The following is a 22,228-nucleotide window of genomic DNA, read 5'->3' as shown; positions in this document are numbered from 1 at the left end:
CCGTCTCATCTTTTTCAGGAGGCCCCGTGAGCGCTGAGCGCGCCGCACTCCCCGTGCCCGTCGGCGTCGCGATCGCTGTGATCGCCGGAAGCGCCATGCCGCTCCAAGGGCGAGTTAACGGCGCGCTCTCCACCGAGCTGGGGCACGGGATTGAGGCCGCCACGATTTCCTTCGGCGTCGGACTCCTCCTGCTGGCGCTGGCCTGCCTCACCCCGCCCGGCCGGCGCGGCCTCAGCCGATTGCGCAGCCACGTCGCCGCCGGCGACGTTCCCGCGTGGTACTTGCTGGCCGGCACCATCGGTGCCTTCTTTGTGATCTCTCAGGGCCTGGTGGTGACGATCCTCGGGGTCGCCCTCTTCACCGTGGCTAATGTGGCGGGGCAAGTGGCCTCCGGCCTCGTCGCGGATCGGGTCGGTTTTGGGCCGGGCGGCCCGCGGCCCGTCAGCACGCGCCGTGCGGTCGGAGCCCTACTGGCCCTGGTGGGCGTGGGCGTCGCCGTGTGGCCCACCTTGGCCGAGCGCGGCGTCGGATTCGAGGTGGTGGGTCCGCTGTTGCTGCCGCTCACGGCGGGACTGCTCATGGGCTTCCAGCAAGCCATGAACGGCGTCCAGACGCGCTACGCGGGTAGCCCTCTGCCGGCGACCTTCGTGAACTTCGCCGTCGGTACCGCCGCGTTGGTGGTGACGCTACTCGTGATGACGGCCGCTGGAACGCCGATGGCGCCGCTTCCGCCGGTCTGGTGGATGTACCTCGGCGGGCCGCTGGGGGTATGCTTCATCGCCGCTTCAGCGGTCCTGGTGCGCTTCCTCGGGGTCCTCGTCACGGGCCTGGGCCTCATCGCGGGACAACTCCTCGGCTCGCTCGCCATCGACGTCTTTCTTCCGGTGGCGGGCGCACAGGTGGAACTCGCCACAGTGGCGGGAACTGCGGTGGCACTCGGCGCCGTCGTGATCGCCTCCGTGCAGCGCGGAGCGCCCGGACATCGCTAAGGGGTTGGCCGCCTGATCGGCTAGGGTGGACTCGGAATTTGTCCCCCATGACGGACCGCAACCAGCGGCCTCGTTCAGCAGGAGTAGAAGTATGGCACCGCAATCCACGCTCGATCAGGTCATCTCCCTCGCCAAGCGGCGCGGATTCGTTTTTCAGGCCGGTGAGATCTACGGCGGTTCCCGCTCCGCGTGGGACTACGGGCCCCTCGGCACGGAACTGAAGGAAAACATCAAGCGCGAGTGGTGGCAGAACTTCGTTCGCGGCCGCGAGGACATGGTGGGGCTGGACTCGTCGATCATCCTTCCCAAAGCCGTCTGGGAAGCTTCGGGGCACGTGAAGACCTTCACGGACCCCCTCGTCGAGTGCACCCAGTGCCATAAGCGGCACCGCGAGGATCACCTCATCGAAGCGTTTGTGGCCAAGAAGGGCCGCCAGCCGAACGATGGCATGAGCGAGATCGCCTGCCCCGATTGCGGCACCAAGGGGCAGTTCACCGAGCCACAGCTCTTCTCCGGTTTGGTTAAGACATACCTCGGCCCGGTGGACAGCGAGTCGGGGCTGCACTTCATGCGCCCGGAGACCGCCCAGGGAATCTTCGTGAACTTCTCCAACGTGCTCAACGCCTCCCGGAAGAAGCCACCGTTCGGCATCGGCCAGATCGGCAAGGCGTTCCGGAATGAGATCACGCCGGGCAATTTCATCTTCCGCACCCGCGAGTTTGAGCAAATGGAGATCGAGTACTTCACCGCGCCCGAGGACGCGGGCGAGTGGTTCGACCGCTGGGTGAAGGACTGCTGGGACTGGTTCATCGACCTGGGGATCAACCCGGAGAACATGCGTCAGTTTGATGTGCCCGAGGACGAGCGCGCGCATTACTCTGCCGGCACCATCGATTTCGAGTACCGATTCGGCTTCCAAGGCTCCGAATGGGGCGAGCTCATGGGCGTGGCCAACCGGACGGACTTTGACCTTACCTCTCACAAAGAGGCTTCCGGGGCGGACCTGTCCTTCTTCGATCAGGCCTCGGGCGAGCGGTTCGTGCCCTACGTGATCGAGCCCTCCTTCGGCCTGACCCGGTCCATGATGGCCTTCCTCGTCGACGCCTACACCGAGGACGAGGCGCCGAACTCCAAGGGCGGCGTCGACAAGCGCACGGTCCTGAAGCTGGATCCGCGCTTGGCGCCGGTCAAGGCCGCGGTGCTGCCGCTGTCCCGGAACGAGAAGCTCTCGCCGCAGGCCCGCGAGCTCGCCAGCGTGCTGCGCAAGCGCTGGAACATTGATTTCGACGACGCCGGCGCAATCGGTCGCCGCTACCGCCGCCAGGACGAGATCGGAACACCGTTCTGCATTACCTTCGATTTCGATTCCCTCGAGGATCAGGCCGTGACCATCCGTGAGCGGGACGCCATGACCCAGGAGCGCGTGGCGCTGGATCAGGTGGAGTCGTACCTCGCTGAGCGTCTGCGGGGCGCCTAAACCATGGCAGCAGAGCTCACCTACCGCCCTTGGCGCGACGGGGATGATCTGGAACTGATTCAGATCTGGGGTGATCCCGCGACGCCGCAGGCTCACGTGGACCGCACCATGCTGCGGCCAGACTCTGAGGAACCCTGGGCGCGCACCATGGTGGCCGAGGACCAGGGCGTGCCGATCGCCGCGGCAACGCTGTTTGCCTCGACCCTGCACCCTGACCGCCTGTGGTGTTTTGCGGAGGTCGCGCGCGATCACCGGCGCCACGGAATCGCCACGGAATTGGTGCGCCGCCTGCGTGCGGAGGTCCCTGCCGGCGGACCGCAGGAGCTGAAGTCCCGCTACACCGAGGAGGGCGCCGACGCGGCCGCCGCGTCAGGATTCGCCGCCTCGCTGGGGCAACATCCCATCATGCGCTCCCGCGCCGTTGTGATTGAGCCCGGCGGCATGAAGCTGCCGAACTTCTCCGAGGACGGACTCACGCTGGACGAGTCGGCCACGGGCTCCGTGGAGCTGACCCGCCTCGTCGTGGACTTCTACAACGCGGTCCACGGGTGGGATCGCTCGGAGATGACCCTGGGACGCGCGCAGACCATGTTGCTCGCCGAATCCACCGGTGCCAAGGGCGCCGTCGTCCTGCGCGATAAGCCTCAACCCGCTGGCGGTCGGATCCAAGCCTTCGCCGTGAGTTACGAGCCGGACCGCGTGGACGCCCCGGCGGACGTGTTGGTGGGATGGGATCCGGCCCTGGCCGAGGACGACGCCCGCGAGGCCGTGTTTGGCTTGCTGGCCATGTTGGCCCACCAGTACCCCGTTAAGGTGGAGGTGGACGACGCGATGACCGCGCTGGTCGAGGTGGTGGACGGGCTCGTGGCCGCTCGGCAGGCCACGGTCATCACCACCACCCGCATCGTCGCCACGGCTTAGGGGGAGGAGTCGATGGGCCACGCGCACGGGCACGACGACGTCCGGATCCATGATCCGGCGCGTCGCCGCAGGGCCCGCCTCCTTCTCACCGCGATCCTCATTCCGCTCGGCCTGCTCACGGTGATCGGCACGTGGTTCCTGTGGCCCAGTGGGGGAGCGGATCGTGTCCAGCTCGATGACCCGTACTCCACGGCCGCCGGGGTGTCCATGGTCTCCGGCGAAGTGGAGCGCGTGGTCAATGAGACGTGCCCGTCCAGTGGCGACCTCGAGGCCGCGGGCGGCGAGGCGCAACAGTGCGACGTGGCCTATGTTCGTCCCAACGCTGGCGGCGGGGCCGTTCCCGTGGAAGTTCCGCCGGAAATCCTCGCGGCCACCGGCGTCGAACCCGGCGATCAGATTCGCTACTTGGACCTGCGCGAGGCGGTCACCGGATCCGCGGCTCCCTATATTTTTGTGGACTTTGTCCGCGCGGCGCCGATTCTGCTGCTCGCCGCCGCCTACGCGTTCGTCGTCGTCCTCGTGGCGCGGTGGCGCGGTTTCCGCGCCTTGTTGGGCCTCATCGGCGCCTACCTCGTCTTGGCTCATTTCATGATCCCTGCACTCGTGGAGGGCAAGCCGGCCCTGCTGGTGGGCCTAGTGGGTTCGGCGCTGATCATGATCGCGGTCTTGTACTTCGCGCACGGGTTTACGGCCCGGACGACGACGGCGCTGCTGGGCACGATCTTTGGCCTCGCGGTGACCACGGCGTTGGCGGCGTGGGCCACCGACGCCGTGCACCTCACCGGCGTCGGCGACGACGCCAAGTACACGCTGGTCAACCAAGTCCCGGAGCTCAGCCTGTCCGGCATCATCCTGTGCGGACTGCTGGTGGCCGGCCTCGGCGTGCTCAACGACGTGACGATCACGCAATCGTCCGCCGTGTGGGAACTTGCGGAGGCAAATCCGCACCGCAGCGCCCGCGAGCTCTTTACCTCGGCCATGCGCATTGGGCGGGACCACATCGCGTCGACGGTGTACACGATCGCGTTCGCCTACGCGGGCGCCGTCTTACCCATGCTGATCCTCGTCACGCTCTACGACCGGGCGCTACTGGACACCTTTACCTCAGGGGAGCTCGCCGAGGAGGTCGTGCGAACGCTGGTCGGTTCCATCGGATTGGTGCTGGCGATCCCGGTCACGACGGCGATTGCCACCGCCGTCGTCAAGGCCGTCGGCACCGGGGACGTGGGAGCCGCCTCGCGGTCTGCTGCCACGCGCGGCTCGTCGGACGGCTCCGTGGCCCCGCGTCGACGCTCTGGCCGCCGCAGCGCGGCGCACGCGGACGGCTCGGGCCCGCCCATCGGCTGATTCGCCCGTGCCGTCCACGGGGCGAGCCAAGTCGGTGGGGCCGATTTGCCCCGACTTGCGATACTAGGGAGGTGACAGTCTCCGCTTCCCTCGCCTCACCCCAGAACGACGCCGCCGCGCACACGTGCGCGCAGGCGACGCCGTCGTCCACCGTGCCCGCCGACGGCGGCTCCGCGACCCGGCTGGAACTGCCGCCGCTGCAACTGGGCAACTTGACGATCGACACCCCGGTGGTGCTGGCGCCGATGGCGGGCATCACGAACAAGGCGTTCCGACGCCTCTGCCGCGAGTATGGCGGCGGGCTGTACGTGACGGAAATGGTGACCTCGCGCGCCCTCGTTGAGCGGAACGAGAAGTCGATGCGGATCATCTCCCACGACGAGGACGAATCGGTCCGGTCAGTACAGCTCTACGGTGTGGAGCCGAAGACCGTGGGCGCTGCCGTGCGCATGCTCGTCGAGGAGGACCGCGCGGATCATATCGACCTGAACTTTGGCTGCCCCGTCCCCAAGGTGACGCGCAAGGGCGGTGGCTCGGCGCTGCCGTGGAAGACGGAGCTGTTTGAATCCATCATTCGTTCCGCCACGCGCGAGGCTGCGCAGGGGAACATTCCGCTGACGATCAAGATGCGTAAGGGCGTCACCGACGATCACTTGACGTTCCTCGACGCCGGGCGAATCGCCCGCGAGTACGGGGTGGCCGCCGTCACGCTGCACGGCCGCACGACCGGCCAGTTCTACTCGGGGCAGGCGGATTGGGCGGCCATCAAGGAGCTGCGCGAGGCGCTTCCGGACGTCCCGGTGCTGGGTAATGGAGACATTTGGACCGCCGAGGACGCCATCCGGATGGTGCGTGAGACGGGCGTCGACGGCGTGGTGATTGGCCGCGGGTGCCAAGGCCGTCCGTGGCTGTTTGGTGACTTGCAGGCCGCGTTTGAGGGTAGCGACCAGCGGTTCACGCCAACGCTGGCGGAGGTGGGCGAAACGTTCTACCGCCACGCCGAGTTGTTGATCGATTACTTCGGTAACGAGGAGCAGGCGCTCCGGGACATCCGCAAGCACGTGGCCTGGTACTTCAAGGGGTATGCCGTCGGCGGTGAGCTGCGCGCCGCGATGGCCACCGTCGGCACACTGGAACAACTGCGCGCGCTCCTGAGCGAGCTCAACCCCGACGCCGGCTACCCCGGCGCCGACGCCGAGGGGCCACGCGGGCGCGCGGGCACCCCGAAGCGCCCGGCGCTGCCGGATGGTTGGCTCGACTCTCGTGACTTGAGCGAGGCGCACCGGGCCATGATTGCCGCCGCCGAGTCCGACGTCTCCGGCGGGTAGCGCGCATGCTGAAGCCGATCCCCGGGTACGAGCCCTACGACCACGAGCGCTGGGTCCCGGAGCCGCCCAAGAAGTCCTACCGGTCCAGCTTTGAGCGGGACCGCGCCCGCGTGCTCCATTCCTCGGCACTGCGCCGGCTCGGGGCCAAGACTCAGGTGGTGGCGCCGTACTCGGATGACTTCGTCCGCACGCGGCTGACCCACTCGCTTGAGGTGGCTCAGGTCGGCCGGGAGCTGGGCGCGACGCTCGGCTGCGATCCCGACGTCGTGGACACGGCGTGCTTGGCTCACGATTTGGGCCACCCGCCGTTCGGGCACAACGGTGAGAAGGCCTTGGATCAGCTCGCCGCACAGATCGGCGGGTTCGAGGGCAACGCGCAGACGCTGCGCCTGCTCACCCGCCTCGAGACCAAGACGTTCCGTCACAACGGGGCCTCGGCGGGGCTGAACCTGACGCGGGCAGCGCTCGACGCCGCCTGCAAGTATCCGTGGGCGCGTCCGGACGCCCCCGTGCGGAACGGCCAGAAGACGCGCAAATTCGGGGTGTACGCCGATGACATGCCCGTCTTTGAATGGCTACGAGCGGGGGATGAGACGCACGGGATGCGTCCCGAGCCGGGCCAGACGTGCATTGAGGCCCAAGTCATGGACTTGGCCGATGACATCTCCTATTCGGTGCACGATGTCGAGGACGCCATCGTCGCCGGGCGGTTCCAATTGCGCTGGATTCAGGATCCCGATCACCGGGACCGGGTCATCGAATATACGCGCCGGTGGTACCTCCCCGGCGTCGATGATGCGACGATCAGCGCCGCACTCGGCCGCCTCGAGGCGAGCCAGGAATGGGTTCCGATCGCCACGGGGTCGCGGCGCTCGATGGCGGCGCTGAAGGATATGACCAGTCAGTTCATCGGCCGGTTCTGTTCCGCGGCGATCGACGCCACACGCGCCGAGTATGGGAGCGATCCGTTGACGCGTTTTAATGGCCGGCTCATCGTCCCCGAAGAGACGGATCATGAAATCGCGGCGATGAAGGGGCTCGCGACGGCCTATGTCATGACGAGCGACGAACGCCAGCCGATTTATGAGCGGCAGCGCCAGATGCTCGCTGATCTCGTGGGGCTGCTCACCGAGACGGGCGACCAATACCTCGAGCCGATCTTCGCTGCCGATTGGCACGACGCCCGTGACGACGGCGGCCGCCTGCGTGCCGTGATTGACCAAGTCGCGTCGCTGACGGACGCGTCCGCGATCGAGTGGCACCGCACGCTGGTTCAGGGCGAGCCGTTCCGCAACGAGCTCTACTAGTCCGCCGTCCGCGAACCGCTGCGCGCGCCTGTGCAGTGACCTGTGGAAAACGTCCTTCGGGGCCCCGACGGGGACGTATCCTGTAAGGCATGGCCGGACTCATTAAGCGCGACGACATCGACGAGGTCCGCGCGCGCACCGACATCAAATCTGTCGTCGAAGGCTACGTCAGCCTGCGCTCGGCCGGTGTCGGATCGTACAAAGGCCTGTGCCCCTTCCACGACGAGCGCACTCCGTCCTTCCATGTCCGCCCGCAGGTTGGATCCTTTCACTGCTTTGGCTGTGGCGAATCCGGAGACGTGATCTCCTTTATTCAGAAGATGGACCACACCACGTTCACCGAGACCGTGGAACTGCTCGCGGCCAAGCTGGGCTACGAGCTGCGGTATGAGGATGGAGGGCATGGTCCATCCAAGCAGGAGGTCGGCCGCCGCCAGCGATTGCTGGATGCGCACAAGATCGCCGAGGAGTACTTCCGCTATCAGCTGGGCAGCCCGGAGGCGTCCATCGCACGGCAGTTCCTCACGGGCCGCGGGTTCGACCAGGCGGCGGCGGAACAGTTCGGCGTCGGGTACGCGCCGCAGGGCTGGGACCACTTGCTCAAGCACCTGCGCTCCAAGGGCTTCGCCGATGAGGAGCTCGGCCACACCGGGATGTTCTCCGAGGGCCAACGGGGCATCTATGACCGTTTTCGTGGTCGGTTGATCTGGCCGATCCGGGACCTCACGGGAGCCACCATCGGCTTTGGCGCCCGCAAACTTCACGACGACGACAAGGGTCCGAAGTACCTGAACACCCCGGAGACGCAGCTCTATAAGAAGTCGCAGGTCTTGTACGGCGTGGACCTCGCCAAGCGGGAGATCACCAAGCACCGGCAGCTGATCGTCGTCGAGGGATACACCGACGTGATGGCGTGCCACCTCTCGGGAATCGGCACCGCGGTGGCCACTTGCGGTACGGCGTTCGGGGCGGACCACATCAAGATTGCCCGCCGGCTCTTGCAGGACGATGGCACGGGCGGAGAAGTTGTCTTCACCTTCGACGGTGATGAGGCCGGGCAGAAGGCGGCCTTGCGCGCGTTCGAGGAGGATCAACGATTCATCGCGCAAACCTACGTTGCCGTCGAACCGAGTGGTGCTGACCCGTGTGATCTGCGGCAGCAGCGGGGTCCGGAGGCGGTGCGCGAACTCATCGATGCCAAGCGGCCGTTGTTCGAGTTCGCGATCAAGGTCGGGCTGAAACGGTACGACCTCGATACCGTCGAGGGGCGCGTGCAGGCCCTGCGCGCCTCGGCGCCGATCGTCGCGGAGATCCGCGACGCGGCCATGCGCCCGGCCTACACCCGGGAGCTCGCTGGCTGGCTCGGCCTGGACATGGATGACGTCAATCGTGCGGTCGCCGCGGCGGGCAAGCGCGCGCGTTCCGGTGGCGACCGCACCCGCGGCCAGCGGGACCGTGGCTCGCAGCAGACCGGCCAGGCGTCGTCGTACGCCGGGAAGGCCGGGTACGACGACGGCGCAGGACCGGGCGCGGAACCTGCCTTTGAGCTTCCGGATCCACGCGATCCGGTCACGCGCATGGAGCGGGAGTCGCTGGAGGTGGTGTTGCAGCAGCCAGCCATGCTGACGCCGGAGCAGTGGCAGGCTTTTTACGAGGCGCGCTTCCTGGCGCCGGCCCACGCCGCCATTCACGCGGCCATCCGAGCTGCTGGCGCGTCCGGAGCGACGCCGTCGCGATGGGTTGAGGCTGTCCGTCAGGAGGTGCCCGAGCCGTTGCGTTCCCTGGTGTCGGAGCTGGCGGTGCGCCCCTTGCCCGCGCACTCCGATGAGGCCCTGGCGCGGTACTGCCGGGACATCATGAACAGGCTCTTCGAACTGCAAATCACGCACCTGAAGGCCGAGCGCATTGGTCAACTGCAGCGCATGGATCCGGCAGCGGATCCAGAGGCTTTTCAGCGGATCAATCGCGAGCTCATGGAACTGGAGCTGCGGCGGCGTTCTTTGCGCGACGACTAGGACCGGACGGGGGAACACCTCGATTTCGCGCCAACTCCGATCGTGTTGTAGGCTAGTGCGCGTTGCCTTTCCCCCGTAGCTCAATTGGCAGAGCATTCGACTGTTAATCGAAGGGTTACTGGTTCGAGTCCAGTCGGGGGAGCAAGTGTAAAAATCCCGGTCATCAGCTTTGGTGGCCGGGATTTTTTGCGTTGGCCCCGGGGTCCGCTGCGGGCAGCACCCCGGGACCCTGATTTTTTCTTCAGGGTTTTCCCCTGCTAGGCTTGTTGTCGCTTCTTTCCCCCGTAGCTCAATTGGCAGAGCATTCGACTGTTAATCGAAGGGTTACTGGTTCGAGTCCAGTCGGGGGAGCTCGACTGAGCCGGGGCCCGGCGCTGCACGCAGCACCGGGCCCCGGCTTTTTCTTTTGGTAGTTTTGTACAGACAGGGGCTCCCAGGCGGGCCGGAGAGACGACGAAGGAATCAACTCATGTCAGGAACCGAGACGGGGCGCCGGACAGCTTCGCCGATCAACGTGATCAAAGACTTGGGTCGACTCGTGCCCAAGCAGATCAATGACGAGCTCCAGCTGGCCAAGCGACAGTTGACGTCCAAGGGAATCAACGTCGGCGTAGCAGCCGGCCTGGGCGTGGCCGCGCTCCTTTTCCTCTCCGCCTTGGGCATCTGCCTGCTGGTCGCGGCCATTATGGGGTTGGCTGAAGTCATGCCGGCGTGGGGCGCAGCCCTCGTCGTCGCGGCGTTCTTCCTCCTGCTGATCGTGATCGTGGCGTTGATCGCCGTCGTGAAGATCAAGAAGGCCATGCCGCTCATGCCCGAGGACGCGCTGCGCGGCTTCAAGCACGATCTCGGCATCCTCAAGGAAGGCAGCGCCTTCGACGTCTCGACGCTCGATCAGCCCGAGCCCACGCGGGAGGAGAAGGAGCGCATGGCCGCCGAGAAGGAAGCGGAAAAGGCCAAGAAGGAGGCGGAGAAGGAGAACCTGTCCTACGCCGAGCTCAAGGCGCGCTCCGAGGCACGCCGCGCGCACCTCGCTGAGCTCCGGGACAAGCTCGGCAAGCAAGCCTCCACCGCGGAAAAGACGGCCGAGAAGGCCTACGGCCTCAAGGAGAAGCTGCAGAAGTTCAAGCCCGGTTCCTCGACCGATGGTCAGTAGGCGATAGCGGACCGTTCAGTAAGGGGGATCCTTGCGGTTTATCGGGGCGGGGACCCGTGACGACGTCGAATACCGCATCCGTGCGACGTTCTGGACCATCCCGAACGTCATCACGGTGCTGCGGTTTTGCCTCGTGCCGTACTTCGTGTGGCTGGTCTTTGCTGGCCACTTCTTGACCGCAACCATCGTCCTGGCGATTCTCGGTTCCACCGACTGGATTGACGGGTTTTTGGCCCGGCGGTTCAACCAAATGTCGACCGTAGGCGCGTGGCTGGATCCGCTCGCGGATCGGCTCTCCCTGTTGGTCGTGGCCACGACCTTCGTCCTCGCTGGGATTGCGCCCGCCTGGCTCGTGTATTCCATCGTGGTGCCGGATCTGATCTTGATCGTGAATTCGTTGATCTTGTTCCGTGGAAGCCCCGAGCTGCCGGTCAGCATCATCGGCAAGGTGCGCACGGCAGCGTTGCTGGTGGGCACACCACTGCTGTTACTGGGGCAGGTCGAATCGGTTCGATCGCCGACGTACGACGCCGTCGCCACCGCTGTGCTCGCCCTCGGGTGCGCGCTGCACATCATCGCCGCGGCAGGGTACTTCGTGGCAGCGCACCGTAAATATCGGCGCGATCGCCGGGATCGAAACGCGAGCGAGTCGTCATCGGCCCGTGCCGCCGACCCTGATGGCAGCACATGGTCTGGGTAGCGGTCTCGTGCGCGGTCATTGCCGCGTTCTTTCTCGCCTTCGGGGCCCAACGTCAGGGAGGTGCCGTTCGGCAGACGACCGGTGGCCTCAACTTGGGTCACCGTGGAGTGCTCCGGCTGCTCACCAACCCCCGGTGGGTGCTTGGCTTGATCCTGATGGGGATCGGGATGGCGCTGAACGTCTACGCGCTCGCCACGGCGCCGCTGACGGTCGTGCAGCCGATCGGGGCCATTGCGTTGGTGATCACGACCGTGGTCCATGCGCGGGAAGTGGGAATCCGGTTGAACCGGCCGACGTTCCTCGCCATTATCGCCTGTGTCGGCGGCAGCATTGGCTTTGTTTTGCTGGCCATCAACGTGACTGATCCGCACCCTCAGGTGAGTGCCCGTGAGGAACTGATCACGGTACTACTTTTAGCTATCGCGGTGGCCGTCTTCGGTTCCCTGGCGATTCTCCTCCGTCACCGGCAGAGCGCGTTCTTCTACATCATGGGCGCTGGGGTGCTCTTCGGGTTCGTGGCGGTGTTGGTGAGGACCCTGGCCATCAGCCTGATGCAATCGCAAGGCAACCTCTTGGCCAACGTGTCGTGGCTCGTCGTGATCGCTGTGGCGGTCGCGGGCTTGCTAGGGACGTACTTTGTCCAGAATGCCTATTCGTCGGGCCCACCCGACCTCGTGATTGCGGGCCTGACCGTCATCGACCCGATGGTGGGTATTGCGATTGGAATCGCCGTGCTCGGCGAATTGCGGGACGACGTGCACCCAATTATGGCAATGTCCATGGTGGGATTTGCCATCGTCGCCACCGTCGGTGTGATCGCTCTGTCCCGCCACCACCCCGATGCCCATCGACAACGATCCGACCATCATTCCAAGGAGTCATGAGCCGCGTGCCCAGTGACAGCGACATGCCCAGTGGATCACCACTGAAAATTCTCATCGCCGCCGATACCTATCCACCGGATGTGAACGGCGCGGCGGTTTTTTGCTATCGATTGGCGACGGCGATGCACGCGCGGGGCCACGAGGTGCACGTGGTGGCGGCGCGCACGGACTCCGGTCCCAGCACCGTCGAGGTGCGCCCGGAGGCGACGATTCACCGGCTCGTCTCCCACGCGGTGCCGACCCACCCGAGCTATCGGCTCTGTTTCCCCTGGCGAGCCGGCCCCGAACTGGGGCGCATTCTCGATGAGGTACGCCCCGACGTGGTCCACGTGCAGTGCCACTACATGATCGGTCAAGCCGCCGTTAATCAGGCCCAACGGCGGGGGATACGGATCGTGGCGACGAATCACTTTATGCCGGAAAACCTGGACCCGTTTCTTCCCTTTCCGCGGTGGTTCAAGCGCATTGTGGCGAAGAATTCTTGGCGGGACATGGGACGCATCATGGGCCGGGCCGACGTCGTCACCACGCCGACGCCGCTGGCCGCCGCCGCCATGCGGCAGCGCGCCGGGCTCGACTCCGTGCTGGCCCTGTCCAACGGGATTGACTCGGCCCACTACGAACTGGCCGACGGCGAGGACGTGCAGCGCCGAGAACACCCGACGGTGCTCTTCGTCGGGCGCCTCGCCGTGGAGAAGAATATCGACGTTTTGATTGACGCCGTGGCCGCTACCCGGGCTGGCGCTCACCTCGAAGTCATTGGTGGGGGTGAGCAGCTCGAGTCGTTGCAACAGAAGGCTCGTGAGGCGCACGTCGAGCATCGAGTGCACTTCCGTGGACACGTCGACGACGCGGCGCTTCGAGAGGCCTACTTGGCCGCGGACGTGTTTTGCCAGCCGGGCACCGCGGAACTGCAATCCTTGGTGACGCTCGAGGCGCTGTCCGCCTCCCGGCCCGTGGTGCTGGCTAACGCGATGGCGCTGCCCCACCTGGTCGACGACGGGGTGAACGGGTACCTGTTCGCGCCCGGCGACGCGGCAGAGCTCGCGGAGAAGCTCGACGCGATTTTGGGCGCCGATGACGCCAGCCGTCAGGCGATGGGAGAGGCCTCCCACGCCAAGGCCGTCAAGCACAGTCAAGACAAGACGATGTCGACCTTCGAGGCGATTTATCGAGGCGCCGACTACGCGGAGGTCGCCCCCTAACTGGTGAGCGGCCCCAACGAGGCTAAGATGGTTCCTGTTGCCGCGGCGGCGGCAACGGTTCGGGGCGATAGCTCAGTTGGTTAGAGCAGAGAACTCATAATTCTCCGGTCGCGGGTTCAAGCCCCGCTCGCCCTACTTTTCTCGCCCGATGCGCTCCGGTGACCAGCGGACACCGGGGTTGGTACGCGGAAGAGGTACGGATGGCACAGTCTGAGCGCGATGCCCTGCACATCGTCATCTTCGTCGATCAGCACCCGGCCACGCTGGGTGGCATGCAAACGTCGGTGCTGTTGCAGCAGCGTTTTCTCGAACGGAACGGGCACCGAGTCACGATCGTGGCGCCGGCCCGCCGGAGGGCCACGCGTCCCCTCAACACAGAGGCGTCCATCGTCTCCTTGCCCTCGGTCCCGTTGGGTTCGGGGGAGTACTCACTGGCGATTCCCGGGCCACGTTCCGATGCGCGCATCGATGCGGAGCTCGCCTCTCGCCCGGCGGTCGACGTCGTGCACGTTCAAGCCGACTTTTGGGGCGCGGCGATCGGCTACCGGTACGCGCAACGGCACGGACTCCCGGTGGTCCACACCATGCACAACCGTGTCGACGTCGGCCTCGCGGCGACGATGCCCTTCCCGAAGGTGATGGTGCGTGCCATGGCCGTCGCCCAGCGGCGCCTCCTGCGGCTCCAAGGCACCACGCCGCGGGACGCGTGGACGTATCTGCGGGCGTTCACCGATGCTGCGGCGGCGGTGACCGCCCCGTCAACGCACTTTGCGCAACTGCTCGAGGCCCGTCAGGTTTTTGACCACGTCGAGGTCATTCCGACGGGGCTCGACGACGATGCGGCCGCGAGCTTGCGCGGCGTGGCCAAGGCTTCGGACAGAGCCGGTGAACGCTTGCGCCTCGTGTGGACGGGGCGGTTCAGCCCTGAGAAACGCCTTCTTCCCTTCTTGCGTGCTGTCGTCGACTCCGGCGCCGATGTCGACGTTCACCTGTTTGGTGACGGTGGTCAGCGGTCCAAGGCGGAAGCCTTCCTCGCGCGGACCGCGCGCTCTGGACGTGGGCCCCGGTTCACGTTCCGCGGCAAAGTCCCGTATGAGCAGATGCTGGCAGAGCTCGCCGCCGCCGACGTGTTGGTCCAGACGTCCATCGGATTCGAGACGCAGGGGATGACCGTCTTCGAAGCGGTGGCTCTCGGGACGCCGGTGGTGCTGAGCGATCACCGCATCGCGGCCGATCTTCCGACGGAGAGCTATTGGCTCACCCACGATGATGCGGAGGCGGCGTTAGCGGAGGCGATCCAGGTGGCCGTCGCCCAAACGCGGGCCGGATTGCGGTGGAGCGCTCGGGAGGCCGAAGCGCTCCTGCAAAGCCGCCAAAGCACCAAGATGATCGAACTCTATCGCCGCGTCACTCGAGCGGAAGCAGGACCGACGGCCGAGTATCAGTGAGGCTCAACAGGGGATTGACGTACGTCCCGTTGCGCCGAACGCCCCAGTGAACACAATCCTGCGCACAGTGGCCTCCTGTCGCGACCTGCCCGACGGCATCCCCTGCGTGCACGACGTCGCCCACGGCAACGGTGGACTCAACCGGCTCGAGTGACGTGCGCAATCCCGAGGGATGGTCGATGCTGATGACTGGCCGATCGACGACGACGCCGGTGAACGCCACACGGCCGGTGGCGGGCGCGAGAACCACGTTTCCGCGGTCCGTCGCGAGATCCACCCCACGATGCCCGGCACCGTAGTCGGATTCAGGAGCGTCAAACGCTCTCAGGACCTCCGGTCGTTCCGTGCCACCGAGCGGCGAGACCCACGAGGAGGACGGTGGCGTGGAGCTCGGCGGTGGAGCCTCCGGGCGCGCGCTCGCCACGGCGGGTGGGATGAGGCAGAGGGCGGCCAGCAGGGCAACCAGCCGCCGCACGCGGTGGGGTGAAGTGGTGCGATGGGACATGAGCCGAGCCTCTCTGACCCGGCACTCCGGCGCCAGCGATGCCCGAGGAACTGTGGACGAGAGCACACGCAGAGAGCGCTGTGGAGGGTCAGTGAGGGGCCGTGGCGGTCCCATTCGTGTAGTACACTGGTGCGTGCATTCGTGTGCCTCGCTATGCCCTGCCTCGGTAGGGACGCGCCGGTCGCGAATGACTTCGCGCACAGTGATTCCACGCTGTATCCGATCATTCGAGGGATGTGGTGTGGGCTTCGCGGCCTGCGGTCCGGTTCTCCGGCCGGTCGCGGCGGCCTTCGGGCGCACTGTGCCAGGGGCACCACCTACACCTGGTGGATCGCCATTCAACCCGAAACACGAGGGCAGTTACCGCGGCACCACGCTAGTGGAGCCGGTCCGCCACTGCCGGAAGGAGTGACGACATGCCAGTCGTTACCATGCGCCAGCTGTTGGACAGCGGCGTTCACTTTGGCCACCAGACCCGCCGCTGGAACCCGAAGATGAAGCGCTTCATCTTCACCGAGCGCAACGGCATCTACATCATCGATCTGCAGCAGTCGCTGTCCTACATCGATCGCGCGTACGAGTTCGTCAAGCAGACCGTGGCCCACGGCGGCACCGTCCTGTTCGTTGGCACCAAGAAGCAGGCTCAGGAAGCTATTGCCGAGCAGGCCAGCCGCGTCAACCAGCCGTACGTCAACCACCGTTGGCTCGGCGGCATGCTGACCAACTTCCAGACGGTCGCCAAGCGCGTTGAGCGCATGAAGGAACTGGAAGAGATCAACTTCGACGACGTGGCCGGATCCGGCCACACCAAGAAGGAACTCCTCCTGCTCCACCGCGAGCTGACCAAGCTGCAGAGCAACTTGGGCGGTATCCGCAACCTGACCAAGACCCCGTCGCTGCTCTGGGTTGTCGACACCAAGAAGGAGCACCTGGCCGTCGACGAGGCGCAGAAGCTGGGCATCCCGGTCGTCGCGATCCTCGACACCAACTGCGATCCTGACGAGGTGGCCTACCCGATCCCGGGCAACGACGACGCGATCCGCTCCGTCAACCTGCTGACCCGCGTCGTGGCCGACGCCGTCGCCGATGGCCTGATCGCCCGCAACAACAAGGCGGCCGGCACCGAGGCTCCGGCCGAGCCGATGGCCGAGTGGGAGCGCGAGCTCCTCGAGGGCAAGGCCGAGGAGTCCGCAGAGGCTCCGGCTGAGGCTCCTGCCGAGGACGCCAAGTAACCATAGGATGTAAAAGCCGGCGGGCCCACAGCCCGCCGGCTTTTCACCGACCGGACCCCTGGCGGTCCGCCCCGTAGATACTTCGACAAACCACAACGAATGGGGTTGTACATGGCAAACTACACTGCCGCAGACATCAAGGCCCTGCGCGAGCGCACCGGTGCCGGCATGATGGACGTCAAGAAGGCTCTGGACGAGGCCAACGGCGACGCCGACAAGGCGATGGAGATCATCCGCGTCAAGGGCCTCAAGGGTGCCACCAAGCGCGAGGGCCGCTCGGCCGCTGAGGGACTCGTGACCGCCAAGGTCGTCGACGGCACCGTCGGCGTCATGGTTGAGGTCAACTGCGAGACCGACTTCGTCGCCAAGTCCGACAAGTTCATCGCTCTGGCCGAGAAGGTTCTCGACGTCGCCATCGCGTCCGGTGCTGCTGACGCCGAGGCCCTTCAGGCGGCCGAGGTCGACGGCAAGCCGATGCCGGAGTTCGTCATCGAAGAGGCTGCTGCCCTCGGCGAGAAGGTCGTCGTCCGCCGCGTGGCTCGCGTTGAAGGCGCCCTGGTTGACGCTTACCTGCACCGCACGTCGAAGGACCTGCCGGCTCAGGTCGGCGTCCTCGTCGCCGTCGACAAGGCGGGCGATGAAGCCGGCACCGCCGCTCACGACGTTGCCGTGCACTCCGCCGCGATGGCCCCGACCTACGTGACCCGCGACGAAGTTCCGGCCGAAACGGTCGAGAACGAGCGCCGCGTGGCTGAGGAAACGGCCAAGGCCGAAGGTAAGCCGGAAGCCGCGATGACCAAGATCGTTGAAGGCCGTCTGACGGGCTACTTCAAGGAGGTCGTCCTCGTGGATCAGGCCTTTGCCAAGGACACCAAGAAGTCCGTTGGCAAGGTGCTGGAAGAGGCAGGCGTTGCCGCTACCGGTTACGCACGTTTCCGCGTAGGCTCCTAAGCGAAGTCATCGCACCTCCGGCCCTAGCGCCGGAGGATGCGTAGGGTAAGGGGGTGGCCACCACAGCGGGTGGTCACCCCTTTTCCCTGCCCGGCACGTGGCCGGGACCAGCACAATCAACGACGACGGCGCGGGCCAAGAGCGCGCGCCATGGGAGGGCGCATTGGAGAACGTCATGACGGGTTCAGCACCGGGGCAGGCGGGCGAGGACTCCGCGAGCGGCGGACGGCGTCGTGTTCTGCTCAAACTGTCCGGCGAAGTGTTCGGCGGCGGAAAATTGGGCGTCGACCCGGAGACCGTTCAGGGCATCGCGCAGCAGATTGCCGCGACGGTGGGCGAAGTCGAGACCGCGATCGTCGTCGGCGGCGGCAACTTCTTCCGAGGAGCCGAGCTGTCCCAGTCAGGAATGGATCGATCCCGCGCCGATTACATGGGAATGCTGGGCACGGTGATGAATTGCTTGGCGCTGCAGGATTTCCTGGAGCAGGCTGGCGTCGGCACGCGCGTCCAGTCAGCGATCTCGATGGCCCAGGTCGCGGAGGCGTACATCCCGCGACGGGCCATCCGTCACATGGAGAAGGACCGCGTGGTGATTTTTGGCGCCGGTGCCGGACTGCCCTACTTTTCCACCGATACCGTGGCTGCACAGCGCGCACTCGAGGTGCGTGCCGACGAGGTCCTGATGGCCAAGAGTGGCGTGGACGGCGTCTACAGCGCCGATCCGAAGAAGGACCCCACCGCCGAAAAATTTGAACACCTCACCTACGACGAGGCGTTGATCAAGAACATCCGCGTGATGGACCAGACCGCGATGACCATGTGTAAGGACAACGCGCTCGACATGCGCGTCTTTGGCATGGAGGGTGAAGGAAACGTCACCCGGGCCTTGCTCGGCGAACCGCTGGGTACGCGAGTCACGGTGTAGCAGTCACCTGACATAGGATGAAAAGACGTTCCGCCACACAAGCGCCGCTGCCGAACGGCGGCAACACGAAGCAAGGAGTGAAGCCGTGATTGACGAAACCCTGTCTGACGCCAGCGAGAAGATGGACCGCACCATCGACGCTGCCAAGGAGGACTTCGCGTCTATCCGCACCGGCCGAGCCAACCCGGGCCTCTATGCCAAGGTCATGGTTGACTACTACGGCTCCATGACTCCGCTGCAGCAGCTCGCCTCCTTCCAGGTCACCGACGCGCGGACCATTCTCATCACTCCCTACGACGTCACGGCCCTCCGCGAGATCGAGAAGGCGCTGTCGGATTCGGAGATTGGCGCCAACCCGTCCAACGATGGCAGGGCGATCCGCGTGGTGCTGCCGGAGCTGACCGCTGAACGCCGCAAGGAGTACGTCAAGGTGGTCCGCGGCAAGGGCGAGGACGCCAAGGTGGCTCTCCGTAACCACCGTCGCAAGGCCAAGGACGCGATCGACAAGCTCGTCAAGGACGGCGAGGTCGGTGAGGACGACGGCACGCGTGGCGAAAAGGAACTCGACGCGCTGACCAAAAAGAACGTTGACGTCATCGATGACATGCTCAAGCGCAAGGAAGCCGAGCTGCTGGACGTCTAATGTCTTCAGGCACGGAACCGGCCACACGGCGCTCACGGCGCGACGGACGAGCCAACGCCTCGCGAGCCGGGAGAAATCTCCCGGCCGCGATCGGCGTCGGTCTGGTTCTGATCGCCGTCGTGCTGACGGGCCTCTTCTTCTTTCCCGTCGCTTTCGTGGGCATTGCCGCCGTCTTCGGCGCCCTCGGATGCTGGGAGGTGGCCCGCGCGCTGGAGGGCGCGAACACGGACGTTCCGTTAGTACCCCTGGTCACTGGGGCCGTAGCGCTCCCCTTCGCGGCGCACTATGGCGGTCCCGAAGCGCTCGGATTCGCGGTGGCCGGGAGCATTCTGCTGATTTGCCTGTGGCGCCTGATCGAGGGGGCACACGGGGTCGTGAAGTCGATTTCCGCTTCGGTGGGGATCCTCCTGTGGGTTCCGTTCCTGCTCAGCTTCGCTGTGCTGCTGTACAGCCTCGACAAAGGCCCCTTGATGGTTGCCACCCTGTTGCTCTTGGTGGTCGCCAACGACACGTTTGGCTATTTGGTGGGCGCGTTCTTTGGCAAACACGCTATGGCGCCCAAGATCAGCCCCAAGAAGTCATGGGAGGGCTTTGCCGGCTCGGCCGGTGGTGCCGTCATGGTGGCGATCTTGGCCTCGATTTTTCTGCTGGACATCCCCTGGTGGGCGGGCGTTCCGCTGGCCATCGCCACGGTCGCCGCGGCTACGGCCGGTGACCTTTCCGAATCCATGGTTAAGCGCGAGCTAGGCATCAAAGACATGAGCAACCTGCTGCCGGGGCACGGTGGCGTCATGGACCGGCTGGACTCCATCGTCTTCGCCTCTCCCGCTGCGTACGTGATTGCCGTGGCTCTGACTCCGGCGCTCGGAGCGATGTAGCGCGGCACTGAAACCTTGGGGTACACGGTGTCCGAGTGGCGCCGAGGAACCCCAGAAATCGGTACTATGGACTGTGCGGACGGCCCGAGGGGCTCTACCGCTGAGGATTGACGATCGCAGACGGCCACTGGCCGGAACGAGAGGGACGACTACGTGAGCCAGCCAGCAATGCGCCAAGCCGCTCTGCCCTTTGAAACGGTGGCGGCTTCCGAGTTCGGGTACAACATCGACCAAGTTGACGATTTCTTGGCCCGTGCCCGCGGCACGTTCAACGGCACCGGCGAAGACGACCACGTGGTCACCAGTCATCTGGTTCGCCGCACGGCCTTCGACCCGCAGAAGGGCGGCTACGACGCGCGCTCCGTGGATGCCGCACTTGACCGGCTTGAGGATGTTTTTGCTCAGCGTGAGCGCGAGGCGTTGATCGAGGCCGAGGGCGAGGACGCCTGGCTGCAGCAAGTTGGGCGCCTCTCCACGATTCTGCGCGGTCGATTGCACCGTGCGTCGGGTGAGCGGTTCCGCCGCCCGTCCCGCAACAAGGCCGCAAGCTACAACGTCGAAGATGTTGACCAGTTGTGCGATCAACTGCTCGATTACTTCGAGAAGGACGTGCCCATGAGCGTCGATGTGGTCCGTCGTGCCACCTTCCGGGAGGCGCGGGGCCAAGAGGGTTACGAAGAAAGCCAGGTCGACGCCTTCCTCGATCGCGTCGTGGAGCTCATGGCCTCCATCGAGTAGAGCTGACGCCGTCTGGTCAGCGGCTCTCTGGTGGATGAGTGGTCGCGGCCCCGCTGGATGGGAGCGGCTCCGGTACGTGCAGGAGGGCCATGACTCGGCGCGCCCGCTGCGCGCGCCGTGCAGCAGCCGGCGACTGCGCCGGTTCCCGCCGCTGATCCCAGAGGGAAACAGCCACGGTCGTCACAAACGCCAACGGAACGGTCACCGCCGCGGGGTGCTCGCAGACGTGCGCCACCGCTTCGGGCAGGATGAGCGTGCTGGCTGCCAGCAGCGCAGTGCCGCAGCTGAGTGCGCCGGTGATCATGCCCGCGAGGGCTCCGCGAGCGGTGAGCCCGCGCCACCAAATGCCGAGCAGTAGCAGCGGGCAAATCGTCGAAGCCGTGAACGCGAAGACGGACCCAATGGCCCCGGCGAGGGCAAAGCTCCGCGTGGCCAGCGCGAGGACCAGCGGGACCGCGCACGCCACGACGGTGGCCCACCGAAACCCACGCACCGTCCCGCCGAAGAGGTCTTGGCTCATCACCCCGGCCAGCGAGACCACGAGGCCAGACGTCGTGGAGAGGAACGCGGCGAATGCCCCGCCGATCACGAGGGCCGCCAGCAGGTCGCCGGCAACGCCTCCCACGACCTCTTGAGGCAGCAGGAGCACGGTGGCGTCCGCGTTATTGGACTCGGCCAGTTCGGGCAAGTACGCCCGGCCGAGCACGCCCAGAATGGTAGGAAATAGGTAGAACAAGGAGAGCAGTCCGAGCACAATGGCGGTGGTGCGCCGGGCGCTGGGGCCATCCGGGTTCGTGTAGAAGCGCACCAGCACGTGGGGTAACCCCAACGTGCCAAAGAGGAGCGCGACGATCAGGGAAATGGTCTGAAACAGGGTCAGAGCGCCGCCGGCCACGGCGGAGGATCCCTGCGCGGTGGCGTCGGAGACCCACGGATCTAGGGCCGCGCCGTCGGCGGTGGGGGAGTCTCCCGTCAATCCCAGATGCAAGAGTAAGAAGACGGTCGGCACCGCGAGCGCCAGCAGCTTGAGCCAGTACTGGAAAGCCTGCACGAACGTGATGGACCGCATGCCACCGGCGAGAACGGTGACACACACGATGCACATGACCGCCGCCGCACCCATCCACCCGGGCACCGGCGTCGTGATCCCGAGCGTGAGCGCCGCCCCATGCAACTGCGGCACAATGTACATCCAGCCGACCACCACCACCAGGGCGCTGGTGACCAGCCGGGGCGCCCGGCCCCCGAGGCGGATCTGCGCGAAATCGGGCAACGTGTAGGCGCCGGAGCGCCGCAACGGCGCGGCGACGAACAGCAGCAGCATCAGGTATCCGGCGGTGTATCCGATCGGGAACCAGAGGCCGTCTTGGCCGGAGACGACGATCAGCCCGGCGATACCCAAGAAGCTGGCCGCGGACAGGTACTCGCCGCCGATCGCCGACGCATTCCACCACGGGCGCACGGTGCGCGAGGCGACGTAAAAGTCGCTGGTCGTCCGGGAGAGCCGCAGCCCATTGAACGCAATGAGCACGGTGGCGGCCGTGACGATCACGACGGCGGCCAGTGCGCTGGTGCCACCCAC

Annotated in this window: 20 protein-coding genes and 3 tRNA genes; 21 read left to right on the top strand and 2 right to left on the bottom strand. The window is 66.0% G+C overall.

The window, feature by feature from the left end:
* Positions 1 to 26: 26 nt before the first annotated feature.
* From IW252_RS03305 to IW252_RS03235, 15 genes are all read left to right on the top strand, one after another.
* Positions 27 to 989, top strand: a complete 963-nt coding sequence (locus IW252_RS03305) for a DMT family transporter (protein WP_331271422.1) — start codon at positions 27 to 29, stop codon at positions 987 to 989.
* A 91-nt stretch (positions 990 to 1,080) separates the two neighbouring features.
* Positions 1,081 to 2,466: a glycine--tRNA ligase gene (locus IW252_RS03300; protein WP_196835264.1), complete on the top strand. Its 1,386-nt coding sequence runs from the start codon at positions 1,081 to 1,083 to the stop codon at positions 2,464 to 2,466.
* A gap of 3 nt (positions 2,467 to 2,469) precedes the next feature.
* The gene (locus IW252_RS03295; RefSeq protein ID WP_196835263.1) at positions 2,470 to 3,387 is read left to right on the top strand and encodes a GNAT family N-acetyltransferase; all 918 of its coding nucleotides are present in this window, start codon (positions 2,470 to 2,472) and stop codon (positions 3,385 to 3,387) included.
* 12 nt (positions 3,388 to 3,399) lie between these two features.
* Complete coding sequence (locus IW252_RS03290; protein WP_196835262.1) at positions 3,400 to 4,734, top strand: YibE/F family protein; 1,335 nt, start codon at positions 3,400 to 3,402, stop codon at positions 4,732 to 4,734.
* Positions 4,735 to 4,886: 152 nt separating this feature from the next.
* Positions 4,887 to 6,062 carry a tRNA dihydrouridine synthase DusB gene (dusB, locus tag IW252_RS03285; RefSeq protein WP_331271549.1) on the top strand — a complete coding sequence of 392 codons (1,176 nt, stop codon included), beginning with the start codon at positions 4,887 to 4,889 and terminating at the stop codon, positions 6,060 to 6,062.
* Between the two features lie 5 nt (positions 6,063 to 6,067).
* Positions 6,068 to 7,369, top strand: a complete 1,302-nt coding sequence (locus IW252_RS03280) for a deoxyguanosinetriphosphate triphosphohydrolase (RefSeq protein ID WP_196835260.1) — start codon at positions 6,068 to 6,070, stop codon at positions 7,367 to 7,369.
* 89 nt (positions 7,370 to 7,458) lie between these two features.
* Positions 7,459 to 9,384 carry a DNA primase gene (gene dnaG, locus IW252_RS03275; RefSeq protein WP_196835259.1) on the top strand — a complete coding sequence of 642 codons (1,926 nt, stop codon included), beginning with the start codon at positions 7,459 to 7,461 and terminating at the stop codon, positions 9,382 to 9,384.
* A 69-nt stretch (positions 9,385 to 9,453) separates the two neighbouring features.
* A tRNA-Asn gene (locus tag IW252_RS03270) sits at positions 9,454 to 9,526 on the top strand.
* A gap of 136 nt (positions 9,527 to 9,662) precedes the next feature.
* A tRNA-Asn gene (locus IW252_RS03265) sits at positions 9,663 to 9,735 on the top strand.
* Positions 9,736 to 9,853: 118 nt separating this feature from the next.
* Positions 9,854 to 10,537, top strand: coding sequence for a phage holin family protein (locus tag IW252_RS03260; RefSeq protein WP_196835258.1), 684 nt, complete (start codon positions 9,854 to 9,856; stop codon positions 10,535 to 10,537).
* Positions 10,538 to 10,568: 31 nt separating this feature from the next.
* On the top strand, positions 10,569 to 11,237 hold the full coding sequence (locus IW252_RS03255) for a CDP-alcohol phosphatidyltransferase family protein (RefSeq protein WP_196835257.1): 669 nt from the start codon (positions 10,569 to 10,571) through the stop codon (positions 11,235 to 11,237).
* Positions 11,225 to 12,121 (top strand): DMT family transporter, encoded by an 897-nt coding sequence (locus tag IW252_RS03250; protein WP_196835256.1) that lies wholly within the window; start codon positions 11,225 to 11,227, stop codon positions 12,119 to 12,121. The genes IW252_RS03255 and IW252_RS03250 overlap by 13 nt, the downstream gene beginning before the upstream one ends.
* Positions 12,118 to 13,326, top strand: coding sequence for a glycosyltransferase (locus IW252_RS03245; protein WP_231365884.1), 1,209 nt, complete (start codon positions 12,118 to 12,120; stop codon positions 13,324 to 13,326). The genes IW252_RS03250 and IW252_RS03245 overlap by 4 nt, the downstream gene beginning before the upstream one ends.
* Before the next feature lie 61 nt (positions 13,327 to 13,387).
* Positions 13,388 to 13,461: transfer RNA gene (locus IW252_RS03240), tRNA-Ile, on the top strand.
* 65 nt (positions 13,462 to 13,526) lie between these two features.
* Complete coding sequence (locus tag IW252_RS03235; RefSeq protein WP_231365883.1) at positions 13,527 to 14,774, top strand: glycosyltransferase; 1,248 nt, start codon at positions 13,527 to 13,529, stop codon at positions 14,772 to 14,774.
* On the opposite strand, the gene IW252_RS03230 is transcribed toward IW252_RS03235, so the two are convergent.
* On the bottom strand, positions 14,734 to 15,279 hold the full coding sequence (locus tag IW252_RS03230; protein ID WP_196835255.1) for a M23 family metallopeptidase: 546 nt from the start codon (positions 15,277 to 15,279) through the stop codon (positions 14,734 to 14,736). The two genes, IW252_RS03235 and IW252_RS03230, sit on opposite strands and share 41 nt — an antisense overlap.
* 416 nt (positions 15,280 to 15,695) lie before the next feature.
* Here IW252_RS03230 and rpsB point away from each other — a divergent pair, with 416 nt between their 5' ends.
* From rpsB to IW252_RS03200, 6 genes are all read left to right on the top strand, one after another.
* Positions 15,696 to 16,511: a 30S ribosomal protein S2 gene (gene rpsB / locus IW252_RS03225; RefSeq protein ID WP_196835254.1), complete on the top strand. Its 816-nt coding sequence runs from the start codon at positions 15,696 to 15,698 to the stop codon at positions 16,509 to 16,511.
* A 111-nt stretch (positions 16,512 to 16,622) separates the two neighbouring features.
* Positions 16,623 to 17,462, top strand: coding sequence for a translation elongation factor Ts (gene tsf / locus IW252_RS03220; protein ID WP_196835253.1), 840 nt, complete (start codon positions 16,623 to 16,625; stop codon positions 17,460 to 17,462).
* A 175-nt stretch (positions 17,463 to 17,637) separates the two neighbouring features.
* Entirely contained in the window at positions 17,638 to 18,387 is a 750-nt protein-coding gene (gene pyrH / locus IW252_RS03215; protein WP_196835252.1) for a UMP kinase, read from the top strand.
* A gap of 85 nt (positions 18,388 to 18,472) precedes the next feature.
* On the top strand, positions 18,473 to 19,030 hold the full coding sequence (gene frr / locus IW252_RS03210) for a ribosome recycling factor (RefSeq protein ID WP_196835251.1): 558 nt from the start codon (positions 18,473 to 18,475) through the stop codon (positions 19,028 to 19,030).
* Positions 19,030 to 19,908 carry a phosphatidate cytidylyltransferase gene (locus tag IW252_RS03205; protein WP_196835250.1) on the top strand — a complete coding sequence of 293 codons (879 nt, stop codon included), beginning with the start codon at positions 19,030 to 19,032 and terminating at the stop codon, positions 19,906 to 19,908. The genes frr and IW252_RS03205 overlap by 1 nt, the downstream gene beginning before the upstream one ends.
* Positions 19,909 to 20,076: 168 nt before the next feature.
* Complete coding sequence (locus IW252_RS03200; protein ID WP_196837067.1) at positions 20,077 to 20,646, top strand: DivIVA domain-containing protein; 570 nt, start codon at positions 20,077 to 20,079, stop codon at positions 20,644 to 20,646.
* A gap of 16 nt (positions 20,647 to 20,662) precedes the next feature.
* Here IW252_RS03200 and IW252_RS03195 read toward each other — a convergent pair whose 3' ends face one another.
* Positions 20,663 to 22,228 (bottom strand): sodium/solute symporter, encoded by a 1,566-nt coding sequence (locus IW252_RS03195; RefSeq protein ID WP_331271419.1) that lies wholly within the window; start codon positions 22,226 to 22,228, stop codon positions 20,663 to 20,665.

The sequence above is a fragment of the Zhihengliuella flava genome (assembly GCF_015751895.1).
GTDB classification, from domain to species: domain Bacteria; phylum Actinomycetota; class Actinomycetes; order Actinomycetales; family Micrococcaceae; genus Zhihengliuella; species Zhihengliuella flava.
Note: the sequence above shows the minus strand (reverse complement) of the source record. Positions and strands in the feature narration are given on the sequence as shown.

Coding starts and splice junctions, on each gene's coding strand:
- IW252_RS03280 (WP_196835260.1), top strand. CDS start 6,068: ATGCTGAAGCCGATCCCCGGGTACGAGCCCTACGACCACGAGCGCTGG.
- IW252_RS03290 (WP_196835262.1), top strand. CDS start 3,400: ATGGGCCACGCGCACGGGCACGACGACGTCCGGATCCATGATCCGGCG.
- IW252_RS03235 (WP_231365883.1), top strand. CDS start 13,527: ATGGCACAGTCTGAGCGCGATGCCCTGCACATCGTCATCTTCGTCGAT.
- tsf (WP_196835253.1), top strand. CDS start 16,623: ATGGCAAACTACACTGCCGCAGACATCAAGGCCCTGCGCGAGCGCACC.
- IW252_RS03205 (WP_196835250.1), top strand. CDS start 19,030: ATGTCTTCAGGCACGGAACCGGCCACACGGCGCTCACGGCGCGACGGA.
- IW252_RS03295 (WP_196835263.1), top strand. CDS start 2,470: ATGGCAGCAGAGCTCACCTACCGCCCTTGGCGCGACGGGGATGATCTG.
- IW252_RS03300 (WP_196835264.1), top strand. CDS start 1,081: ATGGCACCGCAATCCACGCTCGATCAGGTCATCTCCCTCGCCAAGCGG.
- rpsB (WP_196835254.1), top strand. CDS start 15,696: ATGCCAGTCGTTACCATGCGCCAGCTGTTGGACAGCGGCGTTCACTTT.
- IW252_RS03245 (WP_231365884.1), top strand. CDS start 12,118: ATGAGCCGCGTGCCCAGTGACAGCGACATGCCCAGTGGATCACCACTG.
- IW252_RS03250 (WP_196835256.1), top strand. CDS start 11,225: ATGGTCTGGGTAGCGGTCTCGTGCGCGGTCATTGCCGCGTTCTTTCTC.
- dnaG (WP_196835259.1), top strand. CDS start 7,459: ATGGCCGGACTCATTAAGCGCGACGACATCGACGAGGTCCGCGCGCGC.
- IW252_RS03230 (WP_196835255.1), bottom strand. CDS start 15,279: ATGTCCCATCGCACCACTTCACCCCACCGCGTGCGGCGGCTGGTTGCC.
- IW252_RS03200 (WP_196837067.1), top strand. CDS start 20,077: ATGCGCCAAGCCGCTCTGCCCTTTGAAACGGTGGCGGCTTCCGAGTTC.
- IW252_RS03260 (WP_196835258.1), top strand. CDS start 9,854: ATGTCAGGAACCGAGACGGGGCGCCGGACAGCTTCGCCGATCAACGTG.
- pyrH (WP_196835252.1), top strand. CDS start 17,638: ATGACGGGTTCAGCACCGGGGCAGGCGGGCGAGGACTCCGCGAGCGGC.